General features: G+C 72.1%; 21 protein-coding genes. 4 read left to right on the top strand and 17 right to left on the bottom strand.

Annotated features, from left to right (window positions below):
- Positions 1-55: 55 nt before the first annotated feature.
- From ACFW2G_RS17540 to rsmH, 16 genes are all read right to left on the bottom strand, one after another.
- Positions 56-1249, bottom strand: a complete 1194-nt coding sequence (locus tag ACFW2G_RS17540; protein ID WP_037926869.1) for a DivIVA domain-containing protein — start codon at positions 1247-1249, stop codon at positions 56-58.
- Positions 1250-1331: 82 nt separating this feature from the next.
- On the bottom strand, positions 1332-1628 hold the full coding sequence (locus ACFW2G_RS17535; RefSeq protein WP_030664053.1) for a YggT family protein: 297 nt from the start codon (positions 1626-1628) through the stop codon (positions 1332-1334).
- A gap of 60 nt (positions 1629-1688) precedes the next feature.
- Positions 1689-2306, bottom strand: coding sequence for a cell division protein SepF (locus ACFW2G_RS17530; protein ID WP_037926873.1), 618 nt, complete (start codon positions 2304-2306; stop codon positions 1689-1691).
- A 149-nt stretch (positions 2307-2455) separates the two neighbouring features.
- Entirely contained in the window at positions 2456-3175 is a 720-nt protein-coding gene (locus ACFW2G_RS17525; protein WP_384455855.1) for a YggS family pyridoxal phosphate-dependent enzyme, read from the bottom strand.
- Positions 3162-3947: a peptidoglycan editing factor PgeF gene (gene pgeF, locus ACFW2G_RS17520; RefSeq protein ID WP_384455858.1), complete on the bottom strand. Its 786-nt coding sequence runs from the start codon at positions 3945-3947 to the stop codon at positions 3162-3164. The genes ACFW2G_RS17525 and pgeF overlap by 14 nt, the downstream gene beginning before the upstream one ends.
- Positions 3944-5149 carry a cell division protein FtsZ gene (gene ftsZ / locus ACFW2G_RS17515; RefSeq protein WP_037926877.1) on the bottom strand — a complete coding sequence of 402 codons (1206 nt, stop codon included), beginning with the start codon at positions 5147-5149 and terminating at the stop codon, positions 3944-3946. Before ftsZ ends, pgeF begins: the two co-directional genes overlap by 4 nt.
- 279 nt (positions 5150-5428) lie before the next feature.
- Positions 5429-6301 carry an FtsQ-type POTRA domain-containing protein gene (locus ACFW2G_RS17510; protein ID WP_063890639.1) on the bottom strand — a complete coding sequence of 291 codons (873 nt, stop codon included), beginning with the start codon at positions 6299-6301 and terminating at the stop codon, positions 5429-5431.
- A gap of 32 nt (positions 6302-6333) precedes the next feature.
- Positions 6334-7428, bottom strand: a complete 1095-nt coding sequence (gene murG / locus ACFW2G_RS17505) for an undecaprenyldiphospho-muramoylpentapeptide beta-N-acetylglucosaminyltransferase (RefSeq protein WP_037926882.1) — start codon at positions 7426-7428, stop codon at positions 6334-6336.
- Between the two features lie 6 nt (positions 7429-7434).
- Positions 7435-8814 (bottom strand): putative lipid II flippase FtsW, encoded by a 1380-nt coding sequence (gene ftsW / locus ACFW2G_RS17500; RefSeq protein ID WP_037926884.1) that lies wholly within the window; start codon positions 8812-8814, stop codon positions 7435-7437.
- A gap of 69 nt (positions 8815-8883) precedes the next feature.
- Positions 8884-10461, bottom strand: a complete 1578-nt coding sequence (gene murD / locus ACFW2G_RS17495) for a UDP-N-acetylmuramoyl-L-alanine--D-glutamate ligase (RefSeq protein WP_384581145.1) — start codon at positions 10459-10461, stop codon at positions 8884-8886.
- Positions 10443-11513, bottom strand: coding sequence for a phospho-N-acetylmuramoyl-pentapeptide-transferase (gene mraY, locus ACFW2G_RS17490; RefSeq protein WP_037926887.1), 1071 nt, complete (start codon positions 11511-11513; stop codon positions 10443-10445). The genes murD and mraY overlap by 19 nt, the downstream gene beginning before the upstream one ends.
- Entirely contained in the window at positions 11510-12940 is a 1431-nt protein-coding gene (gene murF, locus ACFW2G_RS17485; RefSeq protein WP_037926889.1) for a UDP-N-acetylmuramoyl-tripeptide--D-alanyl-D-alanine ligase, read from the bottom strand. The genes mraY and murF overlap by 4 nt, the downstream gene beginning before the upstream one ends.
- Entirely contained in the window at positions 12937-14646 is a 1710-nt protein-coding gene (locus tag ACFW2G_RS17480) for a UDP-N-acetylmuramoyl-L-alanyl-D-glutamate--2,6-diaminopimelate ligase (protein WP_037926900.1), read from the bottom strand. The genes murF and ACFW2G_RS17480 overlap by 4 nt, the downstream gene beginning before the upstream one ends.
- A gap of 45 nt (positions 14647-14691) precedes the next feature.
- Entirely contained in the window at positions 14692-16713 is a 2022-nt protein-coding gene (locus ACFW2G_RS17475) for a penicillin-binding protein 2 (protein ID WP_106967670.1), read from the bottom strand.
- A gap of 63 nt (positions 16714-16776) precedes the next feature.
- A complete protein-coding gene (locus ACFW2G_RS17470) occupies positions 16777-17337 on the bottom strand; it encodes a hypothetical protein (protein WP_384581148.1) in 561 nt (186 codons plus the stop codon).
- A complete protein-coding gene (gene rsmH, locus ACFW2G_RS17465) occupies positions 17334-18263 on the bottom strand; it encodes a 16S rRNA (cytosine(1402)-N(4))-methyltransferase RsmH (protein ID WP_037926904.1) in 930 nt (309 codons plus the stop codon). Before rsmH ends, ACFW2G_RS17470 begins: the two co-directional genes overlap by 4 nt.
- A gap of 328 nt (positions 18264-18591) precedes the next feature.
- Here rsmH and ACFW2G_RS17460 point away from each other — a divergent pair, with 328 nt between their 5' ends.
- From ACFW2G_RS17460 to ACFW2G_RS17445, 4 genes are all read left to right on the top strand, one after another.
- A complete protein-coding gene (locus ACFW2G_RS17460) occupies positions 18592-19206 on the top strand; it encodes a carbonic anhydrase (protein ID WP_078556938.1) in 615 nt (204 codons plus the stop codon).
- Positions 19207-19343: 137 nt separating this feature from the next.
- On the top strand, positions 19344-20354 hold the full coding sequence (locus tag ACFW2G_RS17455; RefSeq protein WP_037926908.1) for a MoxR family ATPase: 1011 nt from the start codon (positions 19344-19346) through the stop codon (positions 20352-20354).
- The gene (locus ACFW2G_RS17450) at positions 20354-21721 is read left to right on the top strand and encodes a DUF58 domain-containing protein (RefSeq protein WP_384450162.1); all 1368 of its coding nucleotides are present in this window, start codon (positions 20354-20356) and stop codon (positions 21719-21721) included. Before ACFW2G_RS17455 ends, ACFW2G_RS17450 begins: the two co-directional genes overlap by 1 nt.
- Entirely contained in the window at positions 21718-24141 is a 2424-nt protein-coding gene (locus tag ACFW2G_RS17445) for a transglutaminaseTgpA domain-containing protein (RefSeq protein ID WP_384581150.1), read from the top strand. Before ACFW2G_RS17450 ends, ACFW2G_RS17445 begins: the two co-directional genes overlap by 4 nt.
- A gap of 458 nt (positions 24142-24599) precedes the next feature.
- Here ACFW2G_RS17445 and ACFW2G_RS17440 read toward each other — a convergent pair whose 3' ends face one another.
- Positions 24600-25232 (bottom strand): TetR/AcrR family transcriptional regulator, encoded by a 633-nt coding sequence (locus ACFW2G_RS17440; RefSeq protein WP_037926913.1) that lies wholly within the window; start codon positions 25230-25232, stop codon positions 24600-24602.
- Positions 25233-25256: the final 24 nt, after the last annotated feature.

Genomic DNA, 25256 nt, shown 5'->3' with positions numbered 1-25256 from the left:
GTGCCCCCGAAGGGGAACCGGGCCCGGCCCGTGACTGCCGACTGCGCGGCGGCGCCTAGTTGTCGTCCTCGTCGATCAGGAAGCCGCGCATCGGCGACGGCGCCTGCATCGGCTGCGGTGCGGCCGGCCGCACCGGAGCCATCGGCTGGGTCATCGCCGGGGACATCTGCTGCTGGCCGCCGTAGGACGGACCGGCACCCATCGGGGAGGGACCGCCCATGGACGGACCGCCCATGGAGTGGCCCATCGCGCCGGCCGGAGCCATCGAGGGCGACGGCGACGGGGGCAGCGCCGGACCGGCCGGGTTGCGCGGCGGGGCCAGGGAGTCGTCCGCCTGGGTCTCCAGCTGGCGCAGCTGCGACTCGAGGTAGGACTTCAGCCGCGTGCGGTACTCACGCTCGAAGCCCCGCAGGTCCTCGACCTTGCGCTCCAGCGTGGCGCGGGCGGACTCCAGGGAGCCCATCGCGACACGGTGCTTCTCCTGGGCGTCCCGCTCCAGTGCGTCGGCCTTGGCGCGGGCGTCCCGCTCCAAGCCCTCGGCGCGCGACCGGGCCTCGCCGACGATCTTGTTGGCCTCGGAGCGGGCCTCCGCGATCGCCTGGTCGGCGGTCTGCTGCGCCAGCGACAGGACGCGGGCGGCGCTGTCGCCACCGGGGCCCTGCTGCGGGAGCTGCGGCTGCTGCATCTGCTGCATGGGCTGGCCCATGGGCTGCATCTGCTGCCCCATCGGCTGCATCTGCTGACCCATCGGCTGCATCTGCTGGCCGAGCGGGTTCTGGCCGCCCATCGACTGCTGCTGGCCCATGGGCTGCTGGCCCATGCCCTGCGGTCCGCCCATGGGGTGCTGCTGCATGGGACCGCCCATGGGGCCGCCCATCGGGCCGGGGCCCTGCTGGCCCTGGCCGCCGGGGCCCGGCGGGAGCTGCGGGGCGCCACCCGGCAGCTGGGGCGGGCCCATCTGCGGGTTCTGCTGCTGCGGCGGGCCGGATATGGCCGCGGGCACGGGGGCGCCGGGGCCGCGCTGGTCCTGGGGCTCGGGCTTGCGCATGCCCTGCTGCTGCTGGCTCTGCGCGGCGGCACGCGTGGCGGCGGCCAGCTTGGCGCGCAGGTCCTCGTTCTCGCGCAGCAGGCGCGTCAGTTCGGACTCGACCTCGTCGAGGAAGGCATCGACCTCGTCCTCGTCATAGCCTTCTCGGAGGCGGACGGTCGTGAACTGCTTGTTCCGCACGTCCTCGGGAGTCAGCGGCATGTCTTCTTCACCTCTACGTAGTCGTCGGCAGTCGGCAAGACCGTATCGGGACCGTCCCCGCGCGTGCGGGGAAGCTCATCGTTCACACGCTTCTCGCAGCGGTGCTCACGAAGCTGATGAGGATGTAAACGATGATCATCAGAACGAAGAAGGACAGGTCGAGCGCCACGCCGCCGAGACGCAACGGCGGAATGAACCGCCGAAGGAGCTTGAGCGGTGGATCGGTGACAGTGTAGGTGGCCTCCAGAACGACCACCATCGCCTTGCCGGGTGTCCATGAACGTGCGAACTGGAACACGTAGTCCATGACCAGTCGGAAGATCAGCACGATCAGGAAGCACATCAGCACGACGTAGACCACCTGCAGCGCGATGCCCATCCCGTGCTTCCCTCTCCCCGTTTTCCGATCTGTTCCCGGTCCCGTATCTGACGGATCGGTCTAGCTTTGGTTGAAGAACCCGCCCTCCGCGATGCGGGCCTTGTCCTCCGCCGTGACATCGACGTTAGCAGGCGACAGCAGGAACACCTTCTGTGTCACGCGTTCAATGCTGCCGTGCAGACCGAACACGAGTCCGGCGGCGAAGTCCACGAGACGCTTCGCGTCCGTGTCGTCCATCTCCGTGAGATTCATGATCACCGGAGTGCCCTCACGGAAGTGTTCCCCGATGGTACGGGCCTCGTTGTAGGTCCGGGGGTGCAGTGTCGTGATGCGGTACGGCTCCCGCTCGGAGACGACCTTGGGCATGATCACGGGGGCGTTCTTCTCCAGGTTCGTGCGATCAGGTGTGATGGATGCCACGGGGGCAATTCGCGCAGGACGTCCGCTTTCCGCCGGAATTGGGATGGGTTCCCGCTGCGCCGGAGGCTGTACGGCTCGTACCGGTTCGTCCGATACGGGCGACTGGTGCACGGGCTGCTGTCGGCGATCCCGCTCCCGAGCCCGCTCCATCTCCGGCTCGGGCTCGAACTCGTCGTCGGGGTCGTACCCCGGGTTGTCGTACCGGTCGTCCTCCACGAGGCCGAGGTAGACCGCCATCTTGCGCATCGCGCCGGCCATTCTCCGAGTCCTCCGCTCTGTGGTGGATCGCCCTGTCGCAGGTGCCGCCGTGTCACGAATGTCACCAACTGCCCGCGATCCACGTGGTCTGCCCGCTCATCGGCGGGAATGACCATATTTTCTGCTGTGGTCCGACTTTCTTCGCGACGTTACCCGAGCCGGGGTCTCGCGCCGAGTACCGCAGTGCCGACGCGTACATGTGTCGCACCGGCCGCAACGGCCTGTTCCAGGTCTGCGCTCATCCCGGCCGACACCATCGTGGCAGTCGGATGGTCCGCGCGCAGCTGGGATGACAATTCCACCAGCCGCTCGAAGGCGGCCTGTTCGCGTCCCGCGTAGTGGCCGGACAGCGGTGCGACGGTCATCAGTCCGTCGATCCTCAGCCCCGGCGCCCCGGCGACGAGGTCCGCCAACTCCGCGAGCTGCTCGGGCGAGGCACCGCCCCGACTCCCCCGCTCACCCGACTCGGCGTCGAGGGCGATCTGGACGAGACAGCCGATCTCGCGTCCGGCGCCCGTCGCGGCCGCCGAGAGGGCGGTCACGAGCCGGGCCCGGTCGACCGACTGCACCACGTGCGCGTACCGCGCCACGGAACGGACCTTGTTGGTCTGCAGTTGACCGACGAAGTGCCAGCTGAGCGGCAGATCCACGCAGGCCGCGGCCTTGGGGGCGGCGTCCTGGTCACGGTTCTCCGCAACGTGGCGGACGCCCAGCTCCGCCAGCAGGCGCACGTCGCTCGCGGGGTAGGTCTTGGTGACCACGATGAGGGTCACCTCCTCGCGCCGGCGGCCCGCCGCCGCACAGGCGGACGCGATGCGCTCCTCCACCCGCGCCAGGTTCTCGGCGAGCTCCGACTTACGATCCGTCATTCTTCTTTTCCCCCGGGGGTCCGGGGGTCTCCCCCCGGGAAAGCTCCGTCAACCAGACATAACCCGCAAGTCGCCCGGTCACCCGGTCACGGCGGTACGAGAAGTGGTCCCGCGACTCCAGTGTGCAGACCGGGGAACGGCCGCCGTTCACCACCCCCGCCTCCGCGAGCTGGGCGTGCACCCCCGCGACCACGTCCACCGCCGGCGTTCCCCAACTGGTCTCGGCCCGGGCGGCGGGCACCGCCTCGGCCACCGCCTCCCGCATCTGGGCCGGCACCTCGTAACAGCGCCCGCAGACCGCAGGTCCGGTGCGGGCGACGATCCGCCCGGGCTCGGCGCCGAGGGAGACCATCGCCTCCACCGCCGCCGGCACCACCCCGGCGACCAGTCCGGGCCGTCCGGCATGGGCGGCCGCGACGACTCCGGCGACGGGGTCCGCCAGCAGGACCGGCGTGCAGTCGGCGGTGAGCACGGCGAGGGCGAGCCCCCGACGGGCGGTCACCACCGCGTCCACGGCCGGAATACCGGCGTCTCCCCAGGGGCCGTCGACCACCGCCACGTCCCGGCCGTGGACCTGGTTCATCCAGACCACCCGGTCCGGGTCGAGGCCCAGCGACCGCGCCGCCAGGGCCCGGTTCGCGAGAACGGCGGCCGGGTCGTCGCCGACCGCGCCGCCGAGGTTGAGCTCTTCGTACGGAACGGCGCTCACTCCGCCCCACCGGTCGGTGAAGGCGAAGTGGGCGCCGCCCACGTGGTGCTGCTCGGGTGTCACTTCAAGAAGTCCGGGACATCCAGTTCCTCGGCCGGGCTGTCCTGGTACGGCCGGGCCGTGGGGACCTGCGGCGCGGGGGCTTGGACCTCGACCGGGGCGGGCTCGGCGGGGGCCGGGGGCTCCTCGCGCGGCGGGACCGTACCGAGTCCACCGAAGGCCGGGCGGACCGGCTCGGGGGCGCGGACCGGGGCCGGGGCGGGCTCTTCCCGCTTGGTGGACGCGGCGCCGATGACGTTGTCCCGGCGGGCCGGGGGCTGTCCGCCGTCGAACCCGGCCGCGATGACGGTGACCCGTACCTCGTCGCCGAGCGCGTCGTCGATGACAGCACCGAAGATGATGTTCGCCTCGGGGTGCGCGGCCTCGCTCACCAGCTGCGCGGCCTCGTTGATCTCGAAGAGACCGAGGTCGGAGCCGCCGGAGATGGAGAGCAGCACGCCGCGGGCGCCGTCGATGGACGCCTCCAGCAGCGGGGAGGAGATCGCCATCTCGGCCGCGGCCACCGCGCGGTCGTCGCCGCGGGCCGAGCCGATGCCCATCAGGGCCGAGCCCGCCTCGGACATCACGGACTTGACGTCGGCGAAGTCGAGGTTGATCAGACCCGGGGTGGTGATGAGGTCGGTGATGCCCTGGACGCCCGAGAGCAGGACCTGGTCCGCCGACTTGAAGGCGTCCAGGACGCTGACCTGGCGGTCCGAGATGGACAGCAGGCGGTCGTTGGGGATGACGATGAGGGTGTCGACCTCTTCGCGGAGTTCGGCGATGCCGTCCTCCGCCTGGTTCGCGCGACGCCGGCCCTCGAAGGTGAACGGCCGGGTGACCACACCGATCGTCAGGGCGCCCAGCGAGCGCGCGATGTTGGCGACGACGGGCGCGCCGCCGGTGCCGGTGCCGCCGCCCTCACCGGCGGTGACGAAGACCATGTCGGCCCCCTTGAGGACCTCCTCGATCTCCTCGCGGTGGTCCTCTGCCGCCTTGCGACCAACGGCCGGGTTCGCTCCGGCGCCGAGGCCCCGGGTGAGTTCACGGCCGACGTCGAGCTTGACGTCGGCGTCGCTCATCAACAGCGCTTGGGCGTCGGTGTTGATGGCGATGAACTCGACGCCCTTGAGACCGACCTCGATCATTCGGTTGATGGCATTGACACCACCGCCGCCGACACCGATGACCTTGATGACTGCGAGGTAGTTCTGCGGTGCTGCCACGTCGAAGGCCTCTCGCCTCGAGTTACGTGTCGCCGCCTCGCGGGCCTGCGTTGCGACGACTGATGCCGAAATAGGGACGGTCCGAACGCGCCGACCCGAACCCTCACCCTGAAGTTTAGGGTTAGGGGTGTGTCTGTTCCTTGGACTCTTCCGAACAGGACACTAAGTCGACAAGTAGCGCGTGTTCAACGAACACGCCGAACCTCCCGTTTTTCTTTTCACCCTATGTGATCACCCGTATCGCTGGCCAACCAGGGTGCGCCGCTGTTCGACCTGACGTCAACTCCCGGCCGCCGCAGGGGCGGTGGGGACGCTCACGTCGAAGTGGACGGCCTTCGGAGCGGCTTTCAGCAAAGCGGTCAGTGCGCGCCCCTTCGCGTCGCTCTGTTCGCCGCTGCCCCACCGCACGGACCGGCCCCCGGCCAGCTCCAGCACGATCGAATCGTAGGAACCCACCGTGACCTGCACGGTTTCCCTGGCGATCGGCGCCGGGAGGGATCCGGCGACCAGCACGGCCTCGTGCAGCAGCCGCTCTTCGTCGAAGCGGCGGGCGCTCGGGGAGCCCGCCGCGTTCAATTCGAGGACCGGAACACCCCCGGGTGCTTTCGGAACCGTGTCGAAGCGCACACCCGATGCGTCCACTTCCACGAAGTTGACGTCCTTTTTGATGAGCAGGACCGGTTTGCGTTCGGTCACCTTCAGTCCGATTCCGTGCGGCCAGGCCCGCACCGCATCGACCGATTCGATGCGGGGCAGACGCCCCCGGACACGGCTCTCGATCTCGTCCGTGTCGACGCTCACGAGGGGGGCGCCGACCGGGACGGCCGCGGCGGCGAGCACCTGCTCGGAGGTGAGGACCTCCGTGCCGGTGGCGGTGACCCTCTCGACACGGAGCCAGGAGGACCCGTAGAGGACCCAGGTGCCACCGGAGACGAGGAGGACCGCGGCGGCCAGGGACGCCAGCACAGGACCCCGGCGCAGGTGTCTGCCGGGGCCCCGTGGGGCGGCCTTCTTCGCGGCCTTCGCGAACTTCGGGGGCTTGGGGGGCTTCGGAGGCTTCGGGGACCTGGGAGAGCCGGCGCCCTTGCGGGGCGACCGGCCGGGCCCGTCGGAAGACGGTGTTCCGCGCTGTGCGGTCGTCGCTCCGGCCACTCCTGTGCCTCCTGCGTCCGTGTGCTCCCGCGTCAGCGGGCTCGGTGGGCTGCGATCGCCTCGTACACCATGCCGACCAGCAGCTCGTCGGCATCCCTGCGGCCGAACTCACCGGCGGCGCGGGACATCTCGTACAGGCGGTGCGGATCGGACAGCACCGGGAGGACCTCGCCGAGCACCCAGTCGGGCGTCAGCTCCGCGTCGTCCACGAGCAGGCCGCCGCCGGCCTTGACCACCGGCTGGGCGTTGAGCCGCTGTTCGCCGTTGCCGATCGGCAGCGGGACGTAGGCGGCGGGCAGCCCGACGGCGGACAGCTCGGCGACGGTCATCGCTCCCGCACGACACAGCATCATGTCGGCTGCGGCGTACGCGAGATCCATCCGGTCCAGGTACGGTACCGGCACATAGGGCGGCATCCCGGGCATGTTGTCGACACGCGGCAGTTCGTTCTTCGGCCCGACGGCGTGCAGGATCTGCACGCCGGAGCGCTGGAGGGTCGGAGCGACCTGCTGGATCGCCTCGTTGAGGCGCCGGGCGCCCTGCGAGCCGCCGGAAACCAGCAGGGTGGGCAGGTTGGGGTCCAGGCCGAAGGCGGCGCGCGCCTCGGGTCGTACGGCAGCCCGGTCGAGGGTGGAGATGGAGCGGCGGAGCGGGATGCCCACGTAGCGGGCGCCGCGCAGCTTGCTGTCGGGCGTGGAGACGGCGACGGCGTGCGCGTAGCGGGAGCCGATCTTGTTGGCCAGCCCGGGCCGGGCGTTGGCCTCGTGGACGATGATCGGCACGCCGAGCCGCTTGGCCGCGAGGTAGCCGGGCAGAGCCACGTAGCCGCCGAAGCCGACGACGCAGTCGGCCTTGGTGCGCAGGAGGATCTCCTCCGCGGCCTTGATGGTGCCGCGCAGCCGTCCGGGGACGGTGATCAGCTCGGGCGTGGGCTTGCGGGGCAGCGGCACGGCGGGGATCAGCCCGAGTTCGTAGCCGCGCTCCGGCACCAGGCGGGTCTCCAGTCCGCGCTCGGTCCCCAGGGCGGTGATGCCCACTGAAGGGTCCTGCCTGCGCAGGGCGTCCGCGAGGGCGAGCGCCGGCTCGATGTGGCCGGCGGTCCCCCCACCGGCGAGTACGACATGCACCGAATTTCACCGCTCTCCGGACGGCCGCTTCTTGACGCGCCGTCTCATCGACTTCCATCTCACCCCGGTCCGCCTCCAGCCGTTCTTCGGCTGGCGCATCGCGAGGGCCGCGCGCGCGGCCGGCTCCTCCCGCGCGAAGGCGATGAGCAGTCCGACCGCGAACATGGTCGGCAGCAGGGCGGACCCGCCGTAGGAGAACAACGGGAGGGGGACTCCGGCGATCGGCAGCAGGCCGAGCACCGCACCGATGTTGATCACGGCCTGGGCCGTGATCCAGGTGGTCACGCCTCCCGCGGCAAACCGTACGAAGGAGTCCTCCGTGCGTCCGGCCACGCGGATACCCGCATAGCCTAGAGCCGCGAACAGGGCCAGCACCGACAGCGTCCCCGCCAGTCCCAGTTCCTCCCCCGTGATGGCGAAGATGAAGTCGGTGTGGGCTTCGGGTAGTTGACCCCATTTTTCCACGCTTGCACCCAAGCCGGAACCGAACCAGCCGCCCGACGCGAGGGCGTAGATGCCGTGTACGGCCTGCCAGCAAAGGTCGTTCTTGCCCGGTTCTGTCGCGCCGAGGCACTCCAGCCGGTCCATCCGGTGCGGGCTGGTCTTGATGAGCAGTGCGACGATCGCACCCGCGAAGGCCAGCACTCCGACGAACATCCGCGTCGGGGCGCCCGCGAGCCAGAGCAGACCGAACAGGATGGCGCCGAGGATCATCGCGGTGCCCATGTCCCCGCCCAGCATGATGAGCCCGAGCAGCAGGAAGGCCACCGGGACCAGCGGCACCAGCAGGTGCTTCCACTGGCTCAACAGGCCCCGGTCGCCCTTGCGGGCCAGCAGGTCGGCACCCCACAGGATCAGCGCCAGCTTGCCGAACTCACTGGGCTGCAGCATGAACGGGCCGCCGAGGGAGATCCAGTTCTGGTTGCCGTTGATCGACACCCCTATCCCGGGCACCTGGACCAGGACCATCAGGAAGAGCGTCCCGGCGAGCACCGGATACGACAGCGCCCGGTGCAGCTTCACCGGCATCCTGGTGGCGACCAGCAGCAGCACCGCGCCGATGAGGGCGGCCAGGAACTGCTTCTTGAAGAAGTACGCGTCGCCCAGGCCCAGCTGCAGGGCCTTGATCATGGAAGCGGAGTACACCATCACCAGACCGAGCACGGTGATGAGCAGGGAGCTGCCGAAGATCAGGTAATAGGCCGTGAGGGGGCGGTCCCACGCCTTGCGCAACTGCTGCTGCGTGTGCCGGAGACCGGCCAGCGGCCCGCGCCCGGCGGGCCGCCCGGGGCGCCCCGGGCGCTTCACGCTCATGCCGGGGCGCTTGCGGCCCTGTGCCTTCACGGCGGACGGCCGCCGCCCCGGCAGCATCTGCTTGGCCGGCATCTGTGATCTTCCCCTCCACTCGTACGAGGCGAGCATCCGGCCGGAGGGAACCAGTCCCGGCGCCCCGGCCTAGGCCGTGTCCGCGGCGTTCTCGGCGCCCAGTTCGCGCACCGCGTCGGCGAATGCTTCACCGCGCTTGTTGTAGTTCGCGAACATGTCCATCGAGGCGCAGGCCGGTGCCAGCAGGACCGTGTCACCCGGCTCGGCGAGCGCGGCCGCCTCCCGGACCGCTGCGAGCATCGCCCCAGTGTCGGTCCGGTCGAGGTCGACGACCGGGACCTCGGGGGCGTGTCGCGCCAGTGCCTCGGCGATCAACGCCCGGTCGGCGCCGATCAGGACGGCACCGCGCATCCGCTCGGCCGACTTCTGCACGAGCTCGTCGAAGGTCGCCCCCTTGGCGAGGCCGCCGGCGATCCAGACGACCTTGTCGAAGGAGGCCAGGGAGGCCTCCGCCGCGTGGGTGTTGGTGGCCTTGGAGTCGTCGACATAGACGACCGAGGCGACCTCGTCCACCCGGGCGACCCGGTGGGCGTCCGGACGGAAGTCGCGCAGCCCGTCGCGGACCGCGCGCGGCTCCACTCCGAAGGCCCGGGCCAGGGCCGCGGCCGCGAGCGCGTTGGCGATGTTGTGCGGGGCCGGCGGGTTGACGTCCTTGACCTCGGCGAGCTCCTGGGCGTTCTTCTGGCGGTTCTCCACGAAGGCCCGGTCGACGAGGATGCCGTCGACGACGCCGAGCATGGAGGGGCCGGGGGCGCCGAGGGTGAAGCCGATCGCCCGGCATCCCTCCTCGACGTCGGCCTCGACGACCAGGTCCTCGGTGGCCTTGTCGGCCACGTTGTAGACACAAGCGACCGTGTTGCCCTCGTAGATGCGGCCCTTGTCGGCGGCGTACGCCTGCATCGAGCCGTGCCAGTCGAGGTGGTCGGGGGCCAGGTTGAGGACGGCCGCCGAGTGGACGCGCAGCGAGGGCGCCCAGTGCAGCTGGTAGCTGGAGAGCTCGACGGCGAGGACGTCGTAGCGCTGCTCGCCGAGCACCACGTCGATGATCGGGGTACCGATGTTGCCGACGGCGGCGGTGCGCAGTCCGGCGGCCTTCAAGATGGACGCCAGCATCTGCGTGGTGGTCGTCTTGCCGTTGGTCCCGGTGACGGCGAGCCATGCGGCGGGCTCGCCCGGGCCGGTGCCGACCCCTTCGCCGGCACCCTCGTCGGCGGCCCCGCGGGCGGCGCGGAGTTCCGCGCCGGCCTCGCGCAGTCGCCAGGCGACCTCGACGTCGCCGACGACGTCGACGCCCGCCTCGGCGGCGGCCAGGAAGAGCGGGCTGTGCGGCGGCCAACCGGGCGAGGTGACGACCAGTTCGGTGTCCTCGGGCAGGGTCTCGCCGGCGCGCGCGCCGTCGGGCAGGTGACCGAGGCGGACCTCGATGCCGAGTTCCGCGAGCTCGGCCGCCCTGGCCCGGTGCGCGTCGCCGTCGCCGTTGTCGACGACGGTGACGCGGGCACCCAGCCCGGCCAGTGCCCGGGCGGCGCTGATGCCGCTGACACCGAGGCCGGCCACGGTGATCCGGCCCGGCAGGCCGAACCGGCCCAGGGCGTCGGGGCCGAGCAGGCCGGCCAGGTCGGAGGCGCTCACTTGTCGGCTGCCCATCCCGCGTAGAAGAGACCGAGACCCACGATCACGCACATGCCCTGGATGATCCAGAAACGGACCACGACGAGGACCTCGGACCAGCCCTTGAGTTCGAAGTGGTGCTGCAGCGGAGCCATCCGGAAGACGCGCTTGCCGGTCAGCTTGAAGGAGCCGACCTGGATGACGACCGACATCGTGATGAGCACGAAGAGGCCGCCGAGGAGCGCCATCAGGAACTCCGTGCGGGAGCAGATGGCCAGACCCGCGAGCGCGCCGCCGAGGGCCAGCGAACCGGTGTCACCCATGAAGATCTTCGCGGGCGAGGTGTTCCACCACAGGAAGCCGAAGCAGGCGCCCATCAGTGCGGAGGCGACCACCGCGAGGTCGAGCGGGTCGCGCACCTCGAAGCAGGCGTTCGGGTTCGTGAGGTCGGCCGCCATCGCGCACGACTCCTGGAACTGCCATACGCCGATGAAGGTGTAGGCGCCGAAGACCATCACTGCGGCGCCGGTGGCCAGGCCGTCCAGGCCGTCGGTGAGGTTCACGCCGTTGGACATGGCCAGGATCATGAACAGCGCCCAGACCACGAAGAGCACCGGGCCGATCGACCAGCCGAAGTCCGTGACGAACGACAGCTTGGTGGAGGCCGGGGTGAGTCCGCGCGAGTCCTTGAACTGGAGTGCGAGCACTGCGAAGGCGATGCCGACGATGAGTTGGCCGGCCATCTTGGCTTTGGCCCGCAGACCCAGCGAACGCCGCTTGACGATCTTGATGTAGTCGTCGAGGTACCCGACGAGGCCCATGCCGGCCATCAGGAACAGGACGAGCAGGCCCGAGAAGCTCGGCTCCTCACCGGTGATGACCTTCGTCAGCGCGTACGCGACGAGCGTGGCCAGGATGAAGGAGATGCCGCCCATGGTGGGCGTTCCCTTCTTCCCGGCGTGGCCGCGCGGACCGTCGTCGCGGATGAACTGGCCGTAACCCTTGCGGGCCAGCAGCTTGATCAGCAGCGGCGTGCCGATGACGGTCAGGAACATGCCGATGACACCGGCGAACAGGATCTGCCTCATCGGCCGGCGACCTCGCCCTCGACAGTGCCCTCAAGCAGGGCCTGCGCCACCCGCTCCAGACCGGCCGACCTGGAAGCCTTCACCAGCACGACGTCACCCGGGCGCAGTTCACTGCGCAACAGGTCGACCGCCGCCTGCGCGTCGGACACGAGCACCGACTCCTCACCCCACGAACCCTCGTTATATGCGCCCAGTTGCAGCCAGGAGGCTTCCCTGCCCCCGACCGCGACGAGCTTGCTCACGTTGAGCCGGACGACAAGTCGTCCGACCGCGTCGTGCTCGGCGAGAGCGTCGTCTCCGAGCTCGGCCATCGGGCCGAGCACCGCCCACGTGCGCCCCCCCTTCGCCCTGCCGGCACCGCCCATCGCGGCGAGCGCGCGCAGTGCGGCCCGCATGGACTCCGGGTTCGCGTTGTAGGCGTCGTTGACGATCGTCACACCGTCCGCCCGCTCGGTGACCTCCATCCGCCACCGGGACAGCGTGCCCGCCCCGGAGAGCGCGGTGGCGATCTCCTTGACGGACATGCCCAGTACATGGGCGACGGCGGCCGCGGCGAGCGCGTTCGACACGTGGTGCTCACCGTACAGCCGCAAGGTCACGTCGCTGCACCCGGTCGGTGTGTGCAGTGTGAAGGAAGGCTGTCCGGTGTCCGTCATCCGGACGTCGGTGGCCCGGATTTCGGCGTCGTCGGCCTCTCCGAACAGCACGGTGCGCGCCTTCGTGCGCGCGGCCATGGCACGAACGAGCAGGTCATCGGCGTTGAGGACGGCGACGCCGCCCTCCGCCTCGGCCGGCAGGGCCTCGACGAGCTCGCCCTTGGCCTGAGCGATCTGCTCCCGGCCGCCGAACTCGCCGATGTGCGCCGTGCCGACGTTGAGCACCAGGCCGATCCGAGGAGGCGTCAGTCCGGTGAGGTACCGGATGTGGCCGATGCCGCGAGCGCCCATCTCCAGGACGAGGTGCTGGGTGTCCTCGGTGACGCGCAGCGTCGTGATCGGCAGGCCGATCTCGTTGTTGAGGTTCCCGGGGGTCCACACGGTGGGCGCGTGCTGCTGGAGCACCTGCGCGATGAGGTCCTTGGTGGAGGTCTTTCCCGCGGACCCGGTGAGGGCCACGACATCGGTGCCCAGGCGGGCTACGACGGCACGGGCGAGGGCCCCGAGGGCGGCCACCACGTCGGGGACGACGATCGCCGGGACACCCACCGGCCGGGTCGCGAGGACGCCCACGGCGCCGGCGGCGAGTGCGCCCTCGGCGTAGTCATGGCCGTCGACCCGCTCGCCGACGAAGGCCGCGAACAGGCTGCCCTGCCGGACCTCTCGGGAGTCGTAGACCACCGGACCGGTGACCCTGACGGACGGATCCGGTATGTCGTGGGGCCGCCCGCCGGTGATGTCGGCGATCTCGGCGAGGGAAAGGGCGATCACTGGTTCACCTCGGCCTGTCGGACCTGGGTCGTTCGATCGAGCACGCGTTGGCGTTCGATCGCGGCGCGGAGCACCGTGCGGTCGTCGAAGGGCCGGACGACCCCCGCGGTGTCCTGGCCCTGCTCGTGGCCCTTGCCGGCCACCAGCACGGTGTCGCCGGGCTCGGCGCGCGCGACGGCGGCGGCGATGGCCGCCGCACGGTCGGCGTCAACGAGGACGGTGCCGCGCTCTGCGGGCGGTACGGACACGGCTCCCCCGAACATCGCGGCGAGGATCGCGAGCGGGTCCTCGGAACGCGGGTTGTCGGAGGTCAGGACGGCCACGTCGGCGAACCGGGCGGCCGCGGCGCCCATCGGGGCGCGCTTGGTGGTGTCGCGGTCGCCGCCGCAGCCCAGCACGATGTGCAGCCTGCCGGTGGTGACTTCGCGCAGGGCGCGCAGGACCGACTCCACGGCGTCCGTCTTGTGCGCGTAGTCGACGACGGCGAGGTACGGCTGTCCCGCGTCCACCCGCTCCAGCCGGCCCGGGACTCCGGGGACCGCGGCGACGCCGTCGGCGGCCGTCTGCGGGTCGAGGCCGGCCGCGGCCAGCGTGACGATCGCGGCGACGGTGTTGGCGACGTTGAACGGGCCCGGCAGCGGGGCCTTGGCGCGCACGCGCTGCCCCTCGGGGCCGACCAGCGTGAGCGTGGAGTCCATGTGGCCGGTGACGACGTCCTCGGCGCGCCAGTCGGCGGCCGGGTCGCCCGCGACCGAGAAGGTGACGACCGGGACGGTGGCCTCCTTGGCGAGGCGGCGGCCGTACTCGTCGTCGAGGTTGACCACGCCCAGGCGGGACCGGCGGGGGGTGAAGAGCCCCGCCTTCGCCTGGAAGTAGTCCTCCATGTCGGTGTGGAACTCCATGTGCTCGGGGCTCAGGTTGTTGAAGACGGCGACGTCGAAGACGCAGCCGTCGACGCGGCCGAGTACCAGGGCGTGGCTGGAGACCTCCATGGCCACTGCCTCGACGCCGCGTTCGCGCATGACCGCGAAGAGCGCCTGGAGGTCGGTGGCTTCGGGGGTGGTCCGCTCGGACTTGATGCGCTCGTCTCCGATGCGCATCTCGACCGTGCCGACCAGTCCGGTGCTGCGGCCCGCCGCGCGCAGGCCGCCCTCGACGAGGTACGCCGTGGTGGTCTTGCCGGAGGTACCGGTGATGCCGATCCGGAGGAGGTCCTCGCCGGGGTGACCGTAGATCGCGGCGGCGAGCTCGCCCATCCGGCCGCGCGGATCGGCGACGACCAGCACCGGCAGGCCGGTGGCCGCGGCGCGCTCGGCGCCGGCGGGGTCGGTCAGCACGGCGGCGGCACCGAGGCCGGCGGCCTGCGCAGCGAAGTCGGCACCGTGGGTCCGGGCTCCCTGCAGGGCCGCGTACAGGTCTCCGGGGCGGATCGCACGGGAGTCGTGCGTGATCCCGGTGATCTGCGCAGCGCCTGGCGACGGGATGCCCAGCAGCGCGGCCAACTCGCCCAGCGGGCTCGGAGCGGCGGACGCGGGCCTGGGCGCTCCCGGCGGCGCTGCCGGGGCGTCTTGCTGGGTGGTTCTGGGCTGATCAGCGTGGGGCACGGCGGTGAGCGTACCGGGCTCGGCGGCCGGGCCGCGAAGCGAGGGGCCGGGCTCTGCTCCGACGGCCGGTCGGTTCCCGGGTTTCGGGGTGATCGTTGTCACTGATGGTGCCTCACGCTTTTCTGGCGGGCAGGCCGCGGCCGTGGGTCACTGGCCGGTCTGCGGGGCGGGCTGCGGAGCGGGCTGCTGGGCGGGCTGCGGGCCGGGCTCATAGGTGACCGGGAGCCCTGCGGGGGCGGTGCCGGTGGGGGCGACCTGGAGGGTCTTGAGGGCGAACTCCATGACCTTCTTGTAGATGGGGCCGCAGATCTGGCCGCCGAAGTAGCTGCCCTTCGTGGGGTTCTGGATCGCGCAGTAGACGGTGATGCGCGGATTGTCCGCCGGAGCGAAACCGGCGAAGGAGGCGGTGTAGCCCTTGTAGCGGCCGGTGGCCGGATCCACCCGGTTGGACGTGCCGGTCTTGCCGCCGACCCGGTAGCCCGGGATCTTCGCCTTGGTTCCGGTGCCCTCCTGGTCGTCGACGACGGATTCGAGCATCTCTGCGAGGGTCTTCGCGGTCTCCTTGCTGATCACACGGTTCTGCTCGGGCGCCGGGGCCGGGGTGAAGCGGCCGTCGGGGCCCTTGGTGCCGCGGACCAGCGTCGGTGCGATGCGGACCCCGCCGTTGGCGATGGTCGAGTACACGGAGGCCGCCTGCATGGCGTTGAGGGAGAGTCCCTGGCCGAAAGGGATCGTGTACTGCTGCGAGGTGGACCAGTCCTGGGGATCGGCGAGGATGCCGCGGGACTCGCCCGGGTAGTTCAGGCCGGTGGGCCGGCCGATGCCGAAGTCGGTCAGGTAGGAGTGCAGGACCCGGTTGGCATCGGGCTGGGTGGGACCGAGCTGGCCCGTGGCCAGGATGGTGCCGATGTTGGAGGACTTGGCGAGGACCCCGTTGAGGGTCAGGTACCAGGTCGGGTGGTCGACGTCGTCCTTGAACAGCCGGTCGCCGCGGTGCAGGCGGTTGGGGACCTCGACGCGGGTGTCGGGGGTCGCCTTCTTCTCCTCCAGCACGGCGGCCATCGACATCACCTTGGCGGTGGAGCCGGGCTCGTAGACGTCCTGGAGGGCGGCGTTGCCCATGGCGGCGGAGCTGGCCCGGGTCAGGTCGTTGGGGTCGAAGCCCGGGGCGTTGGCCATGGCCAGCACCTCGCCGGTGCGGGTGTCCTGGACGATGACGTAGCCGCGGTCGGCCTCGGACTTCTGGACCTGCTCGGCGATGGCGCTCTGCGCCGCCCACTGGATGTCCCGGTCGATGGTCAGCTCGATGTCGTCGCCGGGCACGGCGGGCTTCTCGCTGGAGCCGGCGGTGGGCACCTTGCGGCCGCCGGACTGGGCGTAGGTGATCTCCCCGTCCCTGCCGGCCAGCTTCTTGTCGAGGGCGGACTCCAGCCCGCCGGCGCCCTTGCCCTCGGCGTTGACGTAGCCCAGTATCCCGGCGGCGAGGTCCCCGCCCGGATACACGCGCTTGCTGCTGTCCTCCTTGAACACCCCGGCCAGGACGTTGGCGCCGGGGGCGTTGTTCTTCTTGTCCGCGGACGCCTTCTCCGAGAAGACCCGCTTGAGGTCCTTGATCTGGTTCCAGACCTGCGGGGTCTGGCGCTGGGCGAGGACCACGTACCGGCTGTTCCTGGTGCTGAGCTTGTCCGCGAGCTCCTTGGCGTCCTTGCCGAGGATGGGCGCGAGGAGGGCCGCGGCCTGCTCGGGGGCGTCGGGGGCCTTGCTGTCCTGCGGGGTGAACATCTTCGGGTCGGCGGTGATGTCGTACGCGTCGACGCTGGTGGCGAGGGCGACGCCCCTGCGGTCGGTGATCTCGCCGCGCTCGGCGGCCAGTTTGACCTTGGTGTAGCGGTTCTTGGAGGCCGCGGCGGAGAACGCCGGGGCGTCGACGGCCTGCACCTGGAGCAGCCGTACGACGAAGGCGAGCATGACGAGGGTCAGGCCGACGCCGACCAGGCGCAGCCGGGGCCGGGGGCTGCCGAGCCGGATGGTGTGCGGCGTGCGGGGGCCGGCGGGGCGGCGGGTCGCCGGACGCGAGGCCGGGCGGGCGGTGGACCGGGCCCGGTCGCCGGGCCGCGACGGCCTGGCCGGGCCGGGCACCCGCCGCCGCGGCGGCTCCGGCGGGCTCACCCGGCCACCGTCCGCGCCTCGAACGCCGGCGCTGCCGGTTCAGACGGGATCCGCGTCACGACGTCACCTTCCAGGGGTCTGGCTGGGCTGCGGGTTGCCGGTGGGGGCGGGCTGGGCCGGGGAGGCGGCGGGGGCCGGGGACGGGCCCGGTCCGGTCGGCGCGGCCGGCACGTTCGGCGCGGTCGTAGGCGCCGCCGTGGGCGTGGGCGTGGGCGTCGGTGAGGGCGGCGCCTCGGCCACCGAGACGCTGCCGGAGACCTTCCCGTCCGGGCCGATGAAGACGGGGCTGCCGCCGGGTACCAGGCCCAGCTCCCGGGCGCGGCGCTGGAGGGCGTCGGGGGCCGAGTAGGCGTCCACGTCGCGCTGGAGGGCCTGCTCCTCGTCGGTGAGGGCGGTGGTCTCCTTCTTCAGCCGGCTCAGCTGGAAGGAGCCCTCGTTGAGCGCCGAGTTCAGCAGCAGCAGGCTGATCAGGCCGCCCGCGAGCAGGGCCACGACCAGCAGGACGAACGGCATCCGCGCCGCCTGCCCGCCGGGTCGCGGCCGGGCCGGGCGGGCGCCGAGGGCCCGCCCGATGCGGGCCGCCTGGCCGCGGGTCAGCGTGGCGACCTTCCCGGCCCTGCTCACAGTCGCGCCTCCCGGATGCGCTCGACCCCCCGGAACCTCGCCGGGGCGGCCCGCCGGTTCTCGGCGATCTCCTCCTCGGTCGGCAGCTCCGCGCCGCGGGTGAGCAGTTTGAGCTTCGGCTGGTACTTCTCCGGCACCACCGGCAGCCCGGGCGGGGCGGTGGAGGCCGCTCCCGCCGAGAAGACCTGCTTGACCAGGCGGTCCTCCAGGGAGTGGTACGAGAGCACCGCGATCCGGCCGCCGACCGCGATGCGGTCCACCGCCGCCGGGATGGCCCGCTCCAGGCCGGAGAGCTCGCCGTTGACCTCGATCCGCAGTGCCTGGAAGGTGCGCTTGGCCGGATTGCCGCCGGTCCGCTTGGCGGCCTGGGGCAGGGCGTCGCGGATGAGCTCGACCAGCCGGGCGCTGTTGCTGAAGGGGGCCTTCTCGCGCTCGCGGACGATCGCGGACACGATCCGCTTGGCCTGCTTCTCCTCCCCGTACTGGCGCAGGATCCGCACAAGCTCGCCCGGCGCGTAGGTGTTGAGGACCTCGGCGGCGCTGATGCCCGTCGTCTGGTCCATGCGCATGTCCAGCGGGGCGTCCTGCGCGTACGCGAACCCGCGGTCGGCCTCGTCCAGCTGCATGGAGGAGACGCCGAGGTCGAACAGGATGCCCTGGACCGCCGGGAGGCCCAGGCCGTCGAGCACCTCGGCGAGGTCCGCGTAGATCGCGTGTACGAGGGTGGCGCGGTCACCGAAGGGGGCGAGCCGCTCGCCGGAGAGCCGCAGGGCCTCCTTGTCGCGGTCGAGGCCGATCAGGCGGGCCTCGGGGAACCGGGTCAGCAGGGCCTCGCTGTGGCCGCCGAGGCCGAGGGTGCAGTCGACGACGACGGCCCCCGGCCTCTCCAGCGCCGGGGCCAACAGGTCCAGGCACCGCTGGAGCATCACCGGGACATGTCGGGACTCGCTAGTCAAAGCGCCCTCTCAGATAACGGCGCGGCAGGTGTACGCACCGCCCGCTCCCCCGGCCGGTGAGCGGAAGAGGGCCGGGCCGGACGTACGCGCCGCGCACGCGGAGTCTTCATCGGTGGCCGGGAGGCCGGTCAGGGCCGGGCTCCGGCCGGTTCGCGTCACTTTAGTGCAACGGTCGCCGCGGTCAACGAACCGGCCCGCGCGCCGTACGCGCCCTCTCGGACCGAAGCCGCCCGGGCCGGCGAACCACCCGGACGGCCGCCCCCCGCCCACCCCTGTGGGTTAGCTCACACAAGCCCCGTTGACGTTCTTTGTCCGCCCTCACCACCGGACTGCGCCGCCCGTGACCACTAACGTCGTACCCATGACGACTTCCGCATCCCTGCCTGCAGACTCCGCACCCGAGGCATCCGTCGGCGGATCCGTCACCGACCGGCTGGTCGAGGCGAACCAGCGCTACGCGGCCACGTTCGCCGATCCGGGCATGGATGCCCGCCCGGTCCTCCACGTCGCCATCGTGGCCTGCATGGACGCCCGCCTCGACCTGCACGCCGCACTCGGCCTGGAGCTCGGCGACTGCCACACCATCCGCAACGCGGGCGGCGTGGTCACCGACGACACCATCCGCTCCCTCACCATCAGCCAGCGGGCCCTCGGCACGCGCACGGTGATACTGATCCACCACACCGGCTGCGGCCTGGAACGTCTGACCGAGGACTTCCGCCACGAGCTGGAGGACGAGGTCGGCCAGCGTCCCGCCTGGGCCGTCGAAGCATTCCGCGACGTCGACCAGGACGTCCGCCAGTCCATGCAGCGCGTCCGCACGAACCCCTTCCTGCCCCACAAGGACGATGTGCGAGGCTTCGTCTTCGACGTGCACACCGGGCTCCTCCGGGAGATCGATCCCAGCTCCTGAGTGACACAGGGCCGCAACGGCGTCAAGAATGCGGGGAGGCACCACCCGGAAGACCCCGGGTCCGGTGTCCGTGTTTCGGGGTGGGCCGGTCATGCGCGTAGAGCGTCGGCCCTGAGCAATGGGCCGAGGAGTACCAGGTGACGACGTACGACGACCGAGCGAGCCTCGCGGATCTGACCAGCACGGCGGAGCGGGTCCGCCAGTCGGTCGAGAGCGTGATCGAGGGCAAGCCCGAGGTCGTCCGCCTCGCGCTGACCGTGCTCCTCGCCGAGGGGCATCTGCTGATCGAGGACGTTCCGGGCGTCGGCAAGACGATGCTCGCGAAGACGCTGGCCAAGTCCATCGACTGTTCGGTGCAGCGCATCCAGTTCACGCCGGACCTGCTGCCCTCCGACATCACGGGCGTCAGCATCTACGACCAGCAGCGCCGCGAGTTCGAGTTCAAGCCCGGCGCGATCTTCGCGCAGATCGTCATCGGCGACGAGATCAACCGCGCCTCGCCGAAGACACAATCGGCACTGCTGGAGTCGATGGAGGAACGCCAGGTCACCATCGACGGCACCACCTACACGCTGCCGAGCCCCTTCATGGTCGTCGCCACCCAGAACCCGGTGGAGATGGACGGCACCTACCCGCTGCCCGAAGCCCAGCGCGACCGCTTCATGGCCCGCGTCTCCGTCGGCTACCCGAGCCCGGAAGCCGAACTCCAGATGCTCGACGTACACGGCGCGGTCAACCCCCTCGACGACCTCCAGGCCGCCGCGCACGCCCACGACATCGTCAAACTGATAGAGGCCGTGCGCGAGGTCTACGTCGCCGAGCCGGTCCGGCGCTACGTCGTCGACCTGGTCTCCGCCACCCGCAGCCACCCCGACCTGCGGCTGGGCGCCTCGCCCCGGGCCACCCTGCACCTCCTGCGCGCCGTAAAGGCCTCCGCCGCGCTCGCCGGCCGGGACTACGTCCTGCCCGACGACGTCCAGTCGCTGGCCGCGCCGGTCCTCGCGCACCGGTTGCTGCCCACCGCACAGGCGCAGTTGAACCGGCGCACCAGCGAGCAGGTCGTCGGCGAGATCCTGCAGCGCACCCCCGTCCCGGCCGCGCACACCCGCGGCGAGATGCCGCCCGGCGCCGGCGCCCGGAGCTTCTGATGGGTGCCGGTGCCCCCCGCGGCGCCGGCGGCCCGGGAGGCGGCGGGCTGCGCGCCTCGCTGTCCGGGCTGACCACCCGCGGCCGCTCCTTCGTGGCCGCCGGGGTCGCCGCGGCCGCCTGCGCCTACGTCCTCGGCCAGGGCGCGCTGCTGCGCGTCGGCCTGCTGCTCGCGCTCCTGCCGCTGATCTGCGTCTACGCCCTGCACCGCACCCGGCACCGGGTCTCCGGCAGCCGCCGGCTGACCCCCGGGCGGGTGCCCGCGGGAGCCGAGGCCCGGGTGCAGCTGCGCATGGACAACGTCTCCCGGCTACCCACCGGCCTGCTGATGCTCCAGGACCGGGTCCCGTACGTGTTGGGGCCGCGCCCGCGGTTCGTGCTGGACCGGGTCGAGCCCGGCGGCCGCCGTGAGGTGTCCTACCGGGTCCGCTCCGACCTGCGCGGCCGCTACCCCCTGGGCCCCCTCCAGCTGCGGCTGACCGACCCCTTCGGTCTGGTCGAGCTGACCCGCTCGTTCAGCACCTACGACACCCTCACCGTCATCCCGCGCACCGAACCCCTGCCGCCGGTCCGGCTGACCGGGGAGTCCAACGGCTACGGCGACGGCAGCCGCCGCTCCCTGGCCCTGGCCGGCGAGGACGACGTGATCCCGCGCGGCTACCGGCGCGGCGACGACCTGCGCCGCGTGCATTGGCGCTCCACCGCCCGCTACGGCGAGCTGATGGTCCGCCGCGAGGAACAGCCCCGGCGCATCAAGGCCACCGTCCTGCTCGACACCCGGCGCCTCGCCTTCGACGGCGCGGGTCCCGACTCCGCCTTCGAATGGGCCGTCTCCGCCGCCGCCTCCAGCCTCGTGCACGTCCTGGAGCAGGGCTTCTCGGCCCGGCTGCTGACCGACACCGGCGACGCCGTGCCCGGCCAGGGCGGCGGCGGGTTCTCCGCCGGCGGGCAGGAGTCCGCGGAGGCCGCCGGGCTGATGATGGACACCCTCGCCGTGGTCGGACACTCCGACGGCGCCGGGCTCTCCCGGGCCTACGACGCGGTGCGCGGCACCGACGGCTTCGGTGAGGGCGGCGGCGACGGGCTCCTCATCGCCTTCTTCGGCGACCTGGACGACGTACAGACCGAGCTGGCGGCGACCATGCGCCAGCGCACCTCGGGCGCGGTGGCCTTCGTGCTGGACACCGAGACCTGGGGCGGCAGGCCCGCGCCCGGGCACCACGTGGTCCCGCTCCAGGAGCGGCTGCGCAGGCTGCGCGACGCGGGCTGGACGGCTCTGGCCGCCACCCCGGGGGCGGCCTTCGGTGAACTGTGGCGGCAGATCGGGACCGCGCGCGTCGGTACCGGAACGAGCGGAGGCCGGCCATGAGCGGACGGGCGAAACTGACGGTGTTCGCGGCACTCGCGACGCTGCTCACCTCGTGGTCGCTGAGCCCGCTGGTGGAATCGCAGGCCTGGCTGCTCCAGGCCGCGCTGCTGCTGACCGTGCAGAGCGCGGTGGGAGCGGGGGCCCGGCGGGTGCCGCTGGCCCGGTCGCTGACCGTGGCAGCACAGCTGCTGGTGTCGCTGCTGCTGCTCGCTCTGCTCTTCGCCGGCAAGGTCGAGTCCGCCGGCAGCGGCCCGCTGGCCTATTTCGTGACGGACTTCGGCTCGCTGTTCGCCCAGGGCGTCCACGACGTGGGCGAGTACGCGATACCGGCCCCGCTGACGGACGGCATCCAGCTGCTGCTGGTGTCCGGGGTCCTGCTGATCGGCCTGCTGGTGGACCTGCTGGCGGTGACCGCGCGCACGGCCGCCGCGGCCGGACTGCCGCTGCTCGCGCTGTACTCGGTCGCCGCGGGCCTGTCGGGTGGCGGGGACGCCTCCTGGTTCGCCTTCCTGCTGGCGGGCTGCGGGTACCTGATGCTGCTGCTCTCCGAGGGCCGTGACCGGCTCGCCCAGTGGGGGCGGGTCTTCGGCTCGGCACCGCGCGGACGCGGAGCGGCCGACTCGGGCATCAGCAGCGGCGGCGTGCAGGCGACGGCCCCGGTGCGGTTCGGCCGGCGGATCGGCGCCCTGGCCCTGGGTGTGGCGCTGGTGGTGCCGGCGGCGCTGCCCGGCCTCGACGACGGTTTGCTGGGCGGTCCGAAGGACGGCGCCGGGTCGGGCGGCTCGGGCGGCACGATCTCGGCGGTCAACCCGCTGGTCTCCCTGCAGAGCAACCTCAACACGCAGGACAACCGCGTGATGCTCCGCTACCGGACGGACAGTCCGCAGCAGAGCGAGCAGTACCTGCGCATCATCGCCCTGGACGAGTTCAACGGCGCCAGGTGGGAGGCGTCCGGCCGGGCCCTGACCGACGTCCCGCAGCAGATGCCGCCCCCGCCCGGTCTCGCTGACGAGGTCCGCGTCGGCGCGAGCGAGGTGACCACGAACATCACGGCGTCGGACGGCTACGGCCAGCGCTACCTCCCCATGCCGTACCCGGCGACCGCGGTGGAGATCGGCGGGAAGTGGCGGTTCGAGCCGGTCGGCCGCACGCTGGTCGGCGACCAGCTGGGCCGGGACCGGTACCAGACCGTCCAGGGCGCCGAGTACCGGGTGCGCAGCCTGCTGCTGAAGCCGACCGCGCAGCAGCTCCAGGAGGCCCCGGCGCCGGACCCGGCGATACGGGAGGAGTACACGAAGACCCCGGACAGCCTCCCGGCGGTGGTCGCCGACACGGCCCGCCAGGTGACGCAGGGAGCGGAGGACGACTACTCGCGCGCGGTGAAGCTCCAGGACTTCTTCGCCGTGAGCGGTGGGTTCCGCTACGACACGCAGACCACCTCGGGGACGGGGCCCCAGGCCGTCGCCCGGTTCCTCGCCGACAAGGAGGGCTTCTGCATCCACTTCGCCTTCTCGATGGCGGCGATGTCCCGCACGCTGGGCATCCCGGCCCGGGTCGCGGTGGGCTTCACCCCCGGCACGAAGCAGTCGGACGGCATCGTGAACGTGTCGATGCGGGACGCGCACGCCTGGCCCGAGCTGTACTTCCAGGGCGTGGGCTGGACCCGATTCGAGCCGACCCCCCGGTCGGGCCTCAACGTGCCGGACTACTCCCGTGTCGAGGCCCCGGCGGCCCAGCCGTCCGCGCCGGCGCCGCTGCCCTCGCAGGGCGCGGCGCAGCCCGCGCCGGCACCCTCGGCGTCCGTCGAGTGTCCGCCGGTGCTGAAGAAGCTGGGCGAGTGCGGACCGACCGCCCCGCAGCAGAGCGCGGCCTCCGACGACGGGCCGGCGCTGACGGCGGTCCTCGGCTGGCTGGCGGTCGTCCTCGCGGTGTTGGGACTGCCCCTGCTGCCGTCGCTGTGGCGCCGCCGACTGCGGGCCCGCCGACTGGGAACCGGGGAGGTCCTGGCGGCCTGGCGTGAACTGGGGGACACCGCCTGGGACGTGGGCGTGGTCCCGGACGAGGCGCTGTCCCCGCGCCGGGCGGCGAGCCGGGTGGTGGATCTGGGCGGCCTGGATCCGGACGCCGCGGCGGCGGTGCACCGGGTGGCGGGCGCTGTGGAACGGGCTCTGTACGCGCCGCCGGGCGCGGAGGTCTCGTACCCGGGCCTGGCGGACGACGTACTGGCAGCACGGGCGGGCCTGCTGGCCGCGGCGGGTCGCCCGGCCCGGCTGCGCGCCCTGGTGCTGCCGCGCTCGGCGGCCCGGATCTCCTGGGCGGTCTCGGCCCGCCGGTCGGCCCTGGCCTCGACGGTCTCGGCCCGCCTGGCGTCCCTGCGCCTCCCGCTGTGGGTCCGCGGCGGGGGCGTGTTGCGCAAGTAGCGCCGTCCGCCCCGGGGCCGGGCGCGCGGCGTCGGGCCCGGCTCCTTGCAGCCCGTCAGGGGACGATCCCGGCGGAATCCGGAGCGTGCGGCGGGGCGGGGCGAGCGGGGCGGAGTTCCCGCGACGGCGCCGGACCCTGCCGAACCCGGGTACGCGAGAACGCGGCGAGGCCCGATCCCCCCGGGCCCCGCCGCGTCCGCGCCTTTCCCACCGGGTCCCCGTACCTCCGCCCGGTCGCGGACGGAGGTACCCGGTCCGCTCCGCAGCCCCGTGTCGGCGGCGCGGACCGGGGCTCCTGTCCGTGGCTCCCAGTCTGGCGTCCGCGCAGGTGGGAGCCCATCCGCATGCGTACTCATTTCCGCGCCTAGGTACGGATACTCAGCGGCAGCGGCGGGCCCCACCAGTTGTACGGGCTGCCGTGCCCGCGCGGCACCGCCGACCGGGGGGTGCCGGGCAGGTCAGCGGTTTCCGCTGACCCGCCCGCGCAGCAGCAGCGACAGGGCCGAGTGCACGTCGTCGAGGGACCGCTCCCGCTGGAAGGACTGCCAGTCCAGGGCGGCCACCAGCACCATGCCCACCAGTGCGGCCGCGGTGAGCTGCACGTCGATCTCGGGGCTGAGCTCCCCGCGCTCGACGCCCTCGCGCAGCACCTTCTCCACGACGGCCACCGCCTCCTGGCGGACCACCATCAGGGTGGACTGCCAGGTGCGGTTGGTCCGCCACAGCTCGGCGACGTACAGCTGGGTGAAGGCCGGGTAGCGGTCGATGAAGACCAGGCCCGCCCGGATCATCGCGTCGAGCGCCTCGACGCGGCTGCCGCCGGCTGCCTCGGTCTCCTCCGCCGCGGTGCGCAGCGAAGCCGTCAGCAGGCCGACGCCGTGCCGCAGCAACTCCTCGAACAGCTCGTTCTTACTGGCGAAGTTGTAGTAGACCGTGCCCTTCGCCACGCCCGCCCGCTCGGCGATCTCATCGACCGTGGTCGCGGAGAAGCCCTTCTCGGCTATCAGGGTGACGGCCGCTTCGTAGAGCTTCTGCCGGGTGGCCGCACGACGGCCCCCGCCGGTACCCGTACCGGTGCTGCTGCTGTCCATGGCGCTGATTGTCACAGGTCAACA

It is taken from the genome of Streptomyces sp. NPDC058880 (genome assembly GCF_042742535.1).
Taxonomy (GTDB): Bacteria; Actinomycetota; Actinomycetes; order Streptomycetales; family Streptomycetaceae; genus Streptomyces.
Note: the sequence above shows the minus strand (reverse complement) of the source record. Positions and strands in the feature narration are given on the sequence as shown.

Bases quoted from the DNA above. Each gene is read 5' to 3' on its own strand.
- ACFW2G_RS17540 (WP_037926869.1), bottom strand. From the start codon at position 1,249: ATGCCGCTGACTCCCGAGGACGTGCGGAACAAGCAGTTCACGACCGTC.
- ACFW2G_RS17535 (WP_030664053.1), bottom strand. From the start codon at position 1,628: ATGGGCATCGCGCTGCAGGTGGTCTACGTCGTGCTGATGTGCTTCCTG.
- ACFW2G_RS17530 (WP_037926873.1), bottom strand. From the start codon at position 2,306: ATGGCCGGCGCGATGCGCAAGATGGCGGTCTACCTCGGCCTCGTGGAG.
- ACFW2G_RS17525 (WP_384455855.1), bottom strand. From the start codon at position 3,175: ATGACGGATCGTAAGTCGGAGCTCGCCGAGAACCTGGCGCGGGTGGAG.
- ftsW (WP_037926884.1), bottom strand. From the start codon at position 8,814: ATGCCGGCCAAGCAGATGCTGCCGGGGCGGCGGCCGTCCGCCGTGAAG.
- murD (WP_384581145.1), bottom strand. From the start codon at position 10,461: ATGGGCAGCCGACAAGTGAGCGCCTCCGACCTGGCCGGCCTGCTCGGC.
- mraY (WP_037926887.1), bottom strand. From the start codon at position 11,513: ATGAGGCAGATCCTGTTCGCCGGTGTCATCGGCATGTTCCTGACCGTC.
- rsmH (WP_037926904.1), bottom strand. From the start codon at position 18,263: ATGCTCCAGCGGTGCCTGGACCTGTTGGCCCCGGCGCTGGAGAGGCCG.
- ACFW2G_RS17450 (WP_384450162.1), top strand. From the start codon at position 20,354: ATGGGTGCCGGTGCCCCCCGCGGCGCCGGCGGCCCGGGAGGCGGCGGG.
- ACFW2G_RS17445 (WP_384581150.1), top strand. From the start codon at position 21,718: ATGAGCGGACGGGCGAAACTGACGGTGTTCGCGGCACTCGCGACGCTG.
- ACFW2G_RS17440 (WP_037926913.1), bottom strand. From the start codon at position 25,232: ATGGACAGCAGCAGCACCGGTACGGGTACCGGCGGGGGCCGTCGTGCG.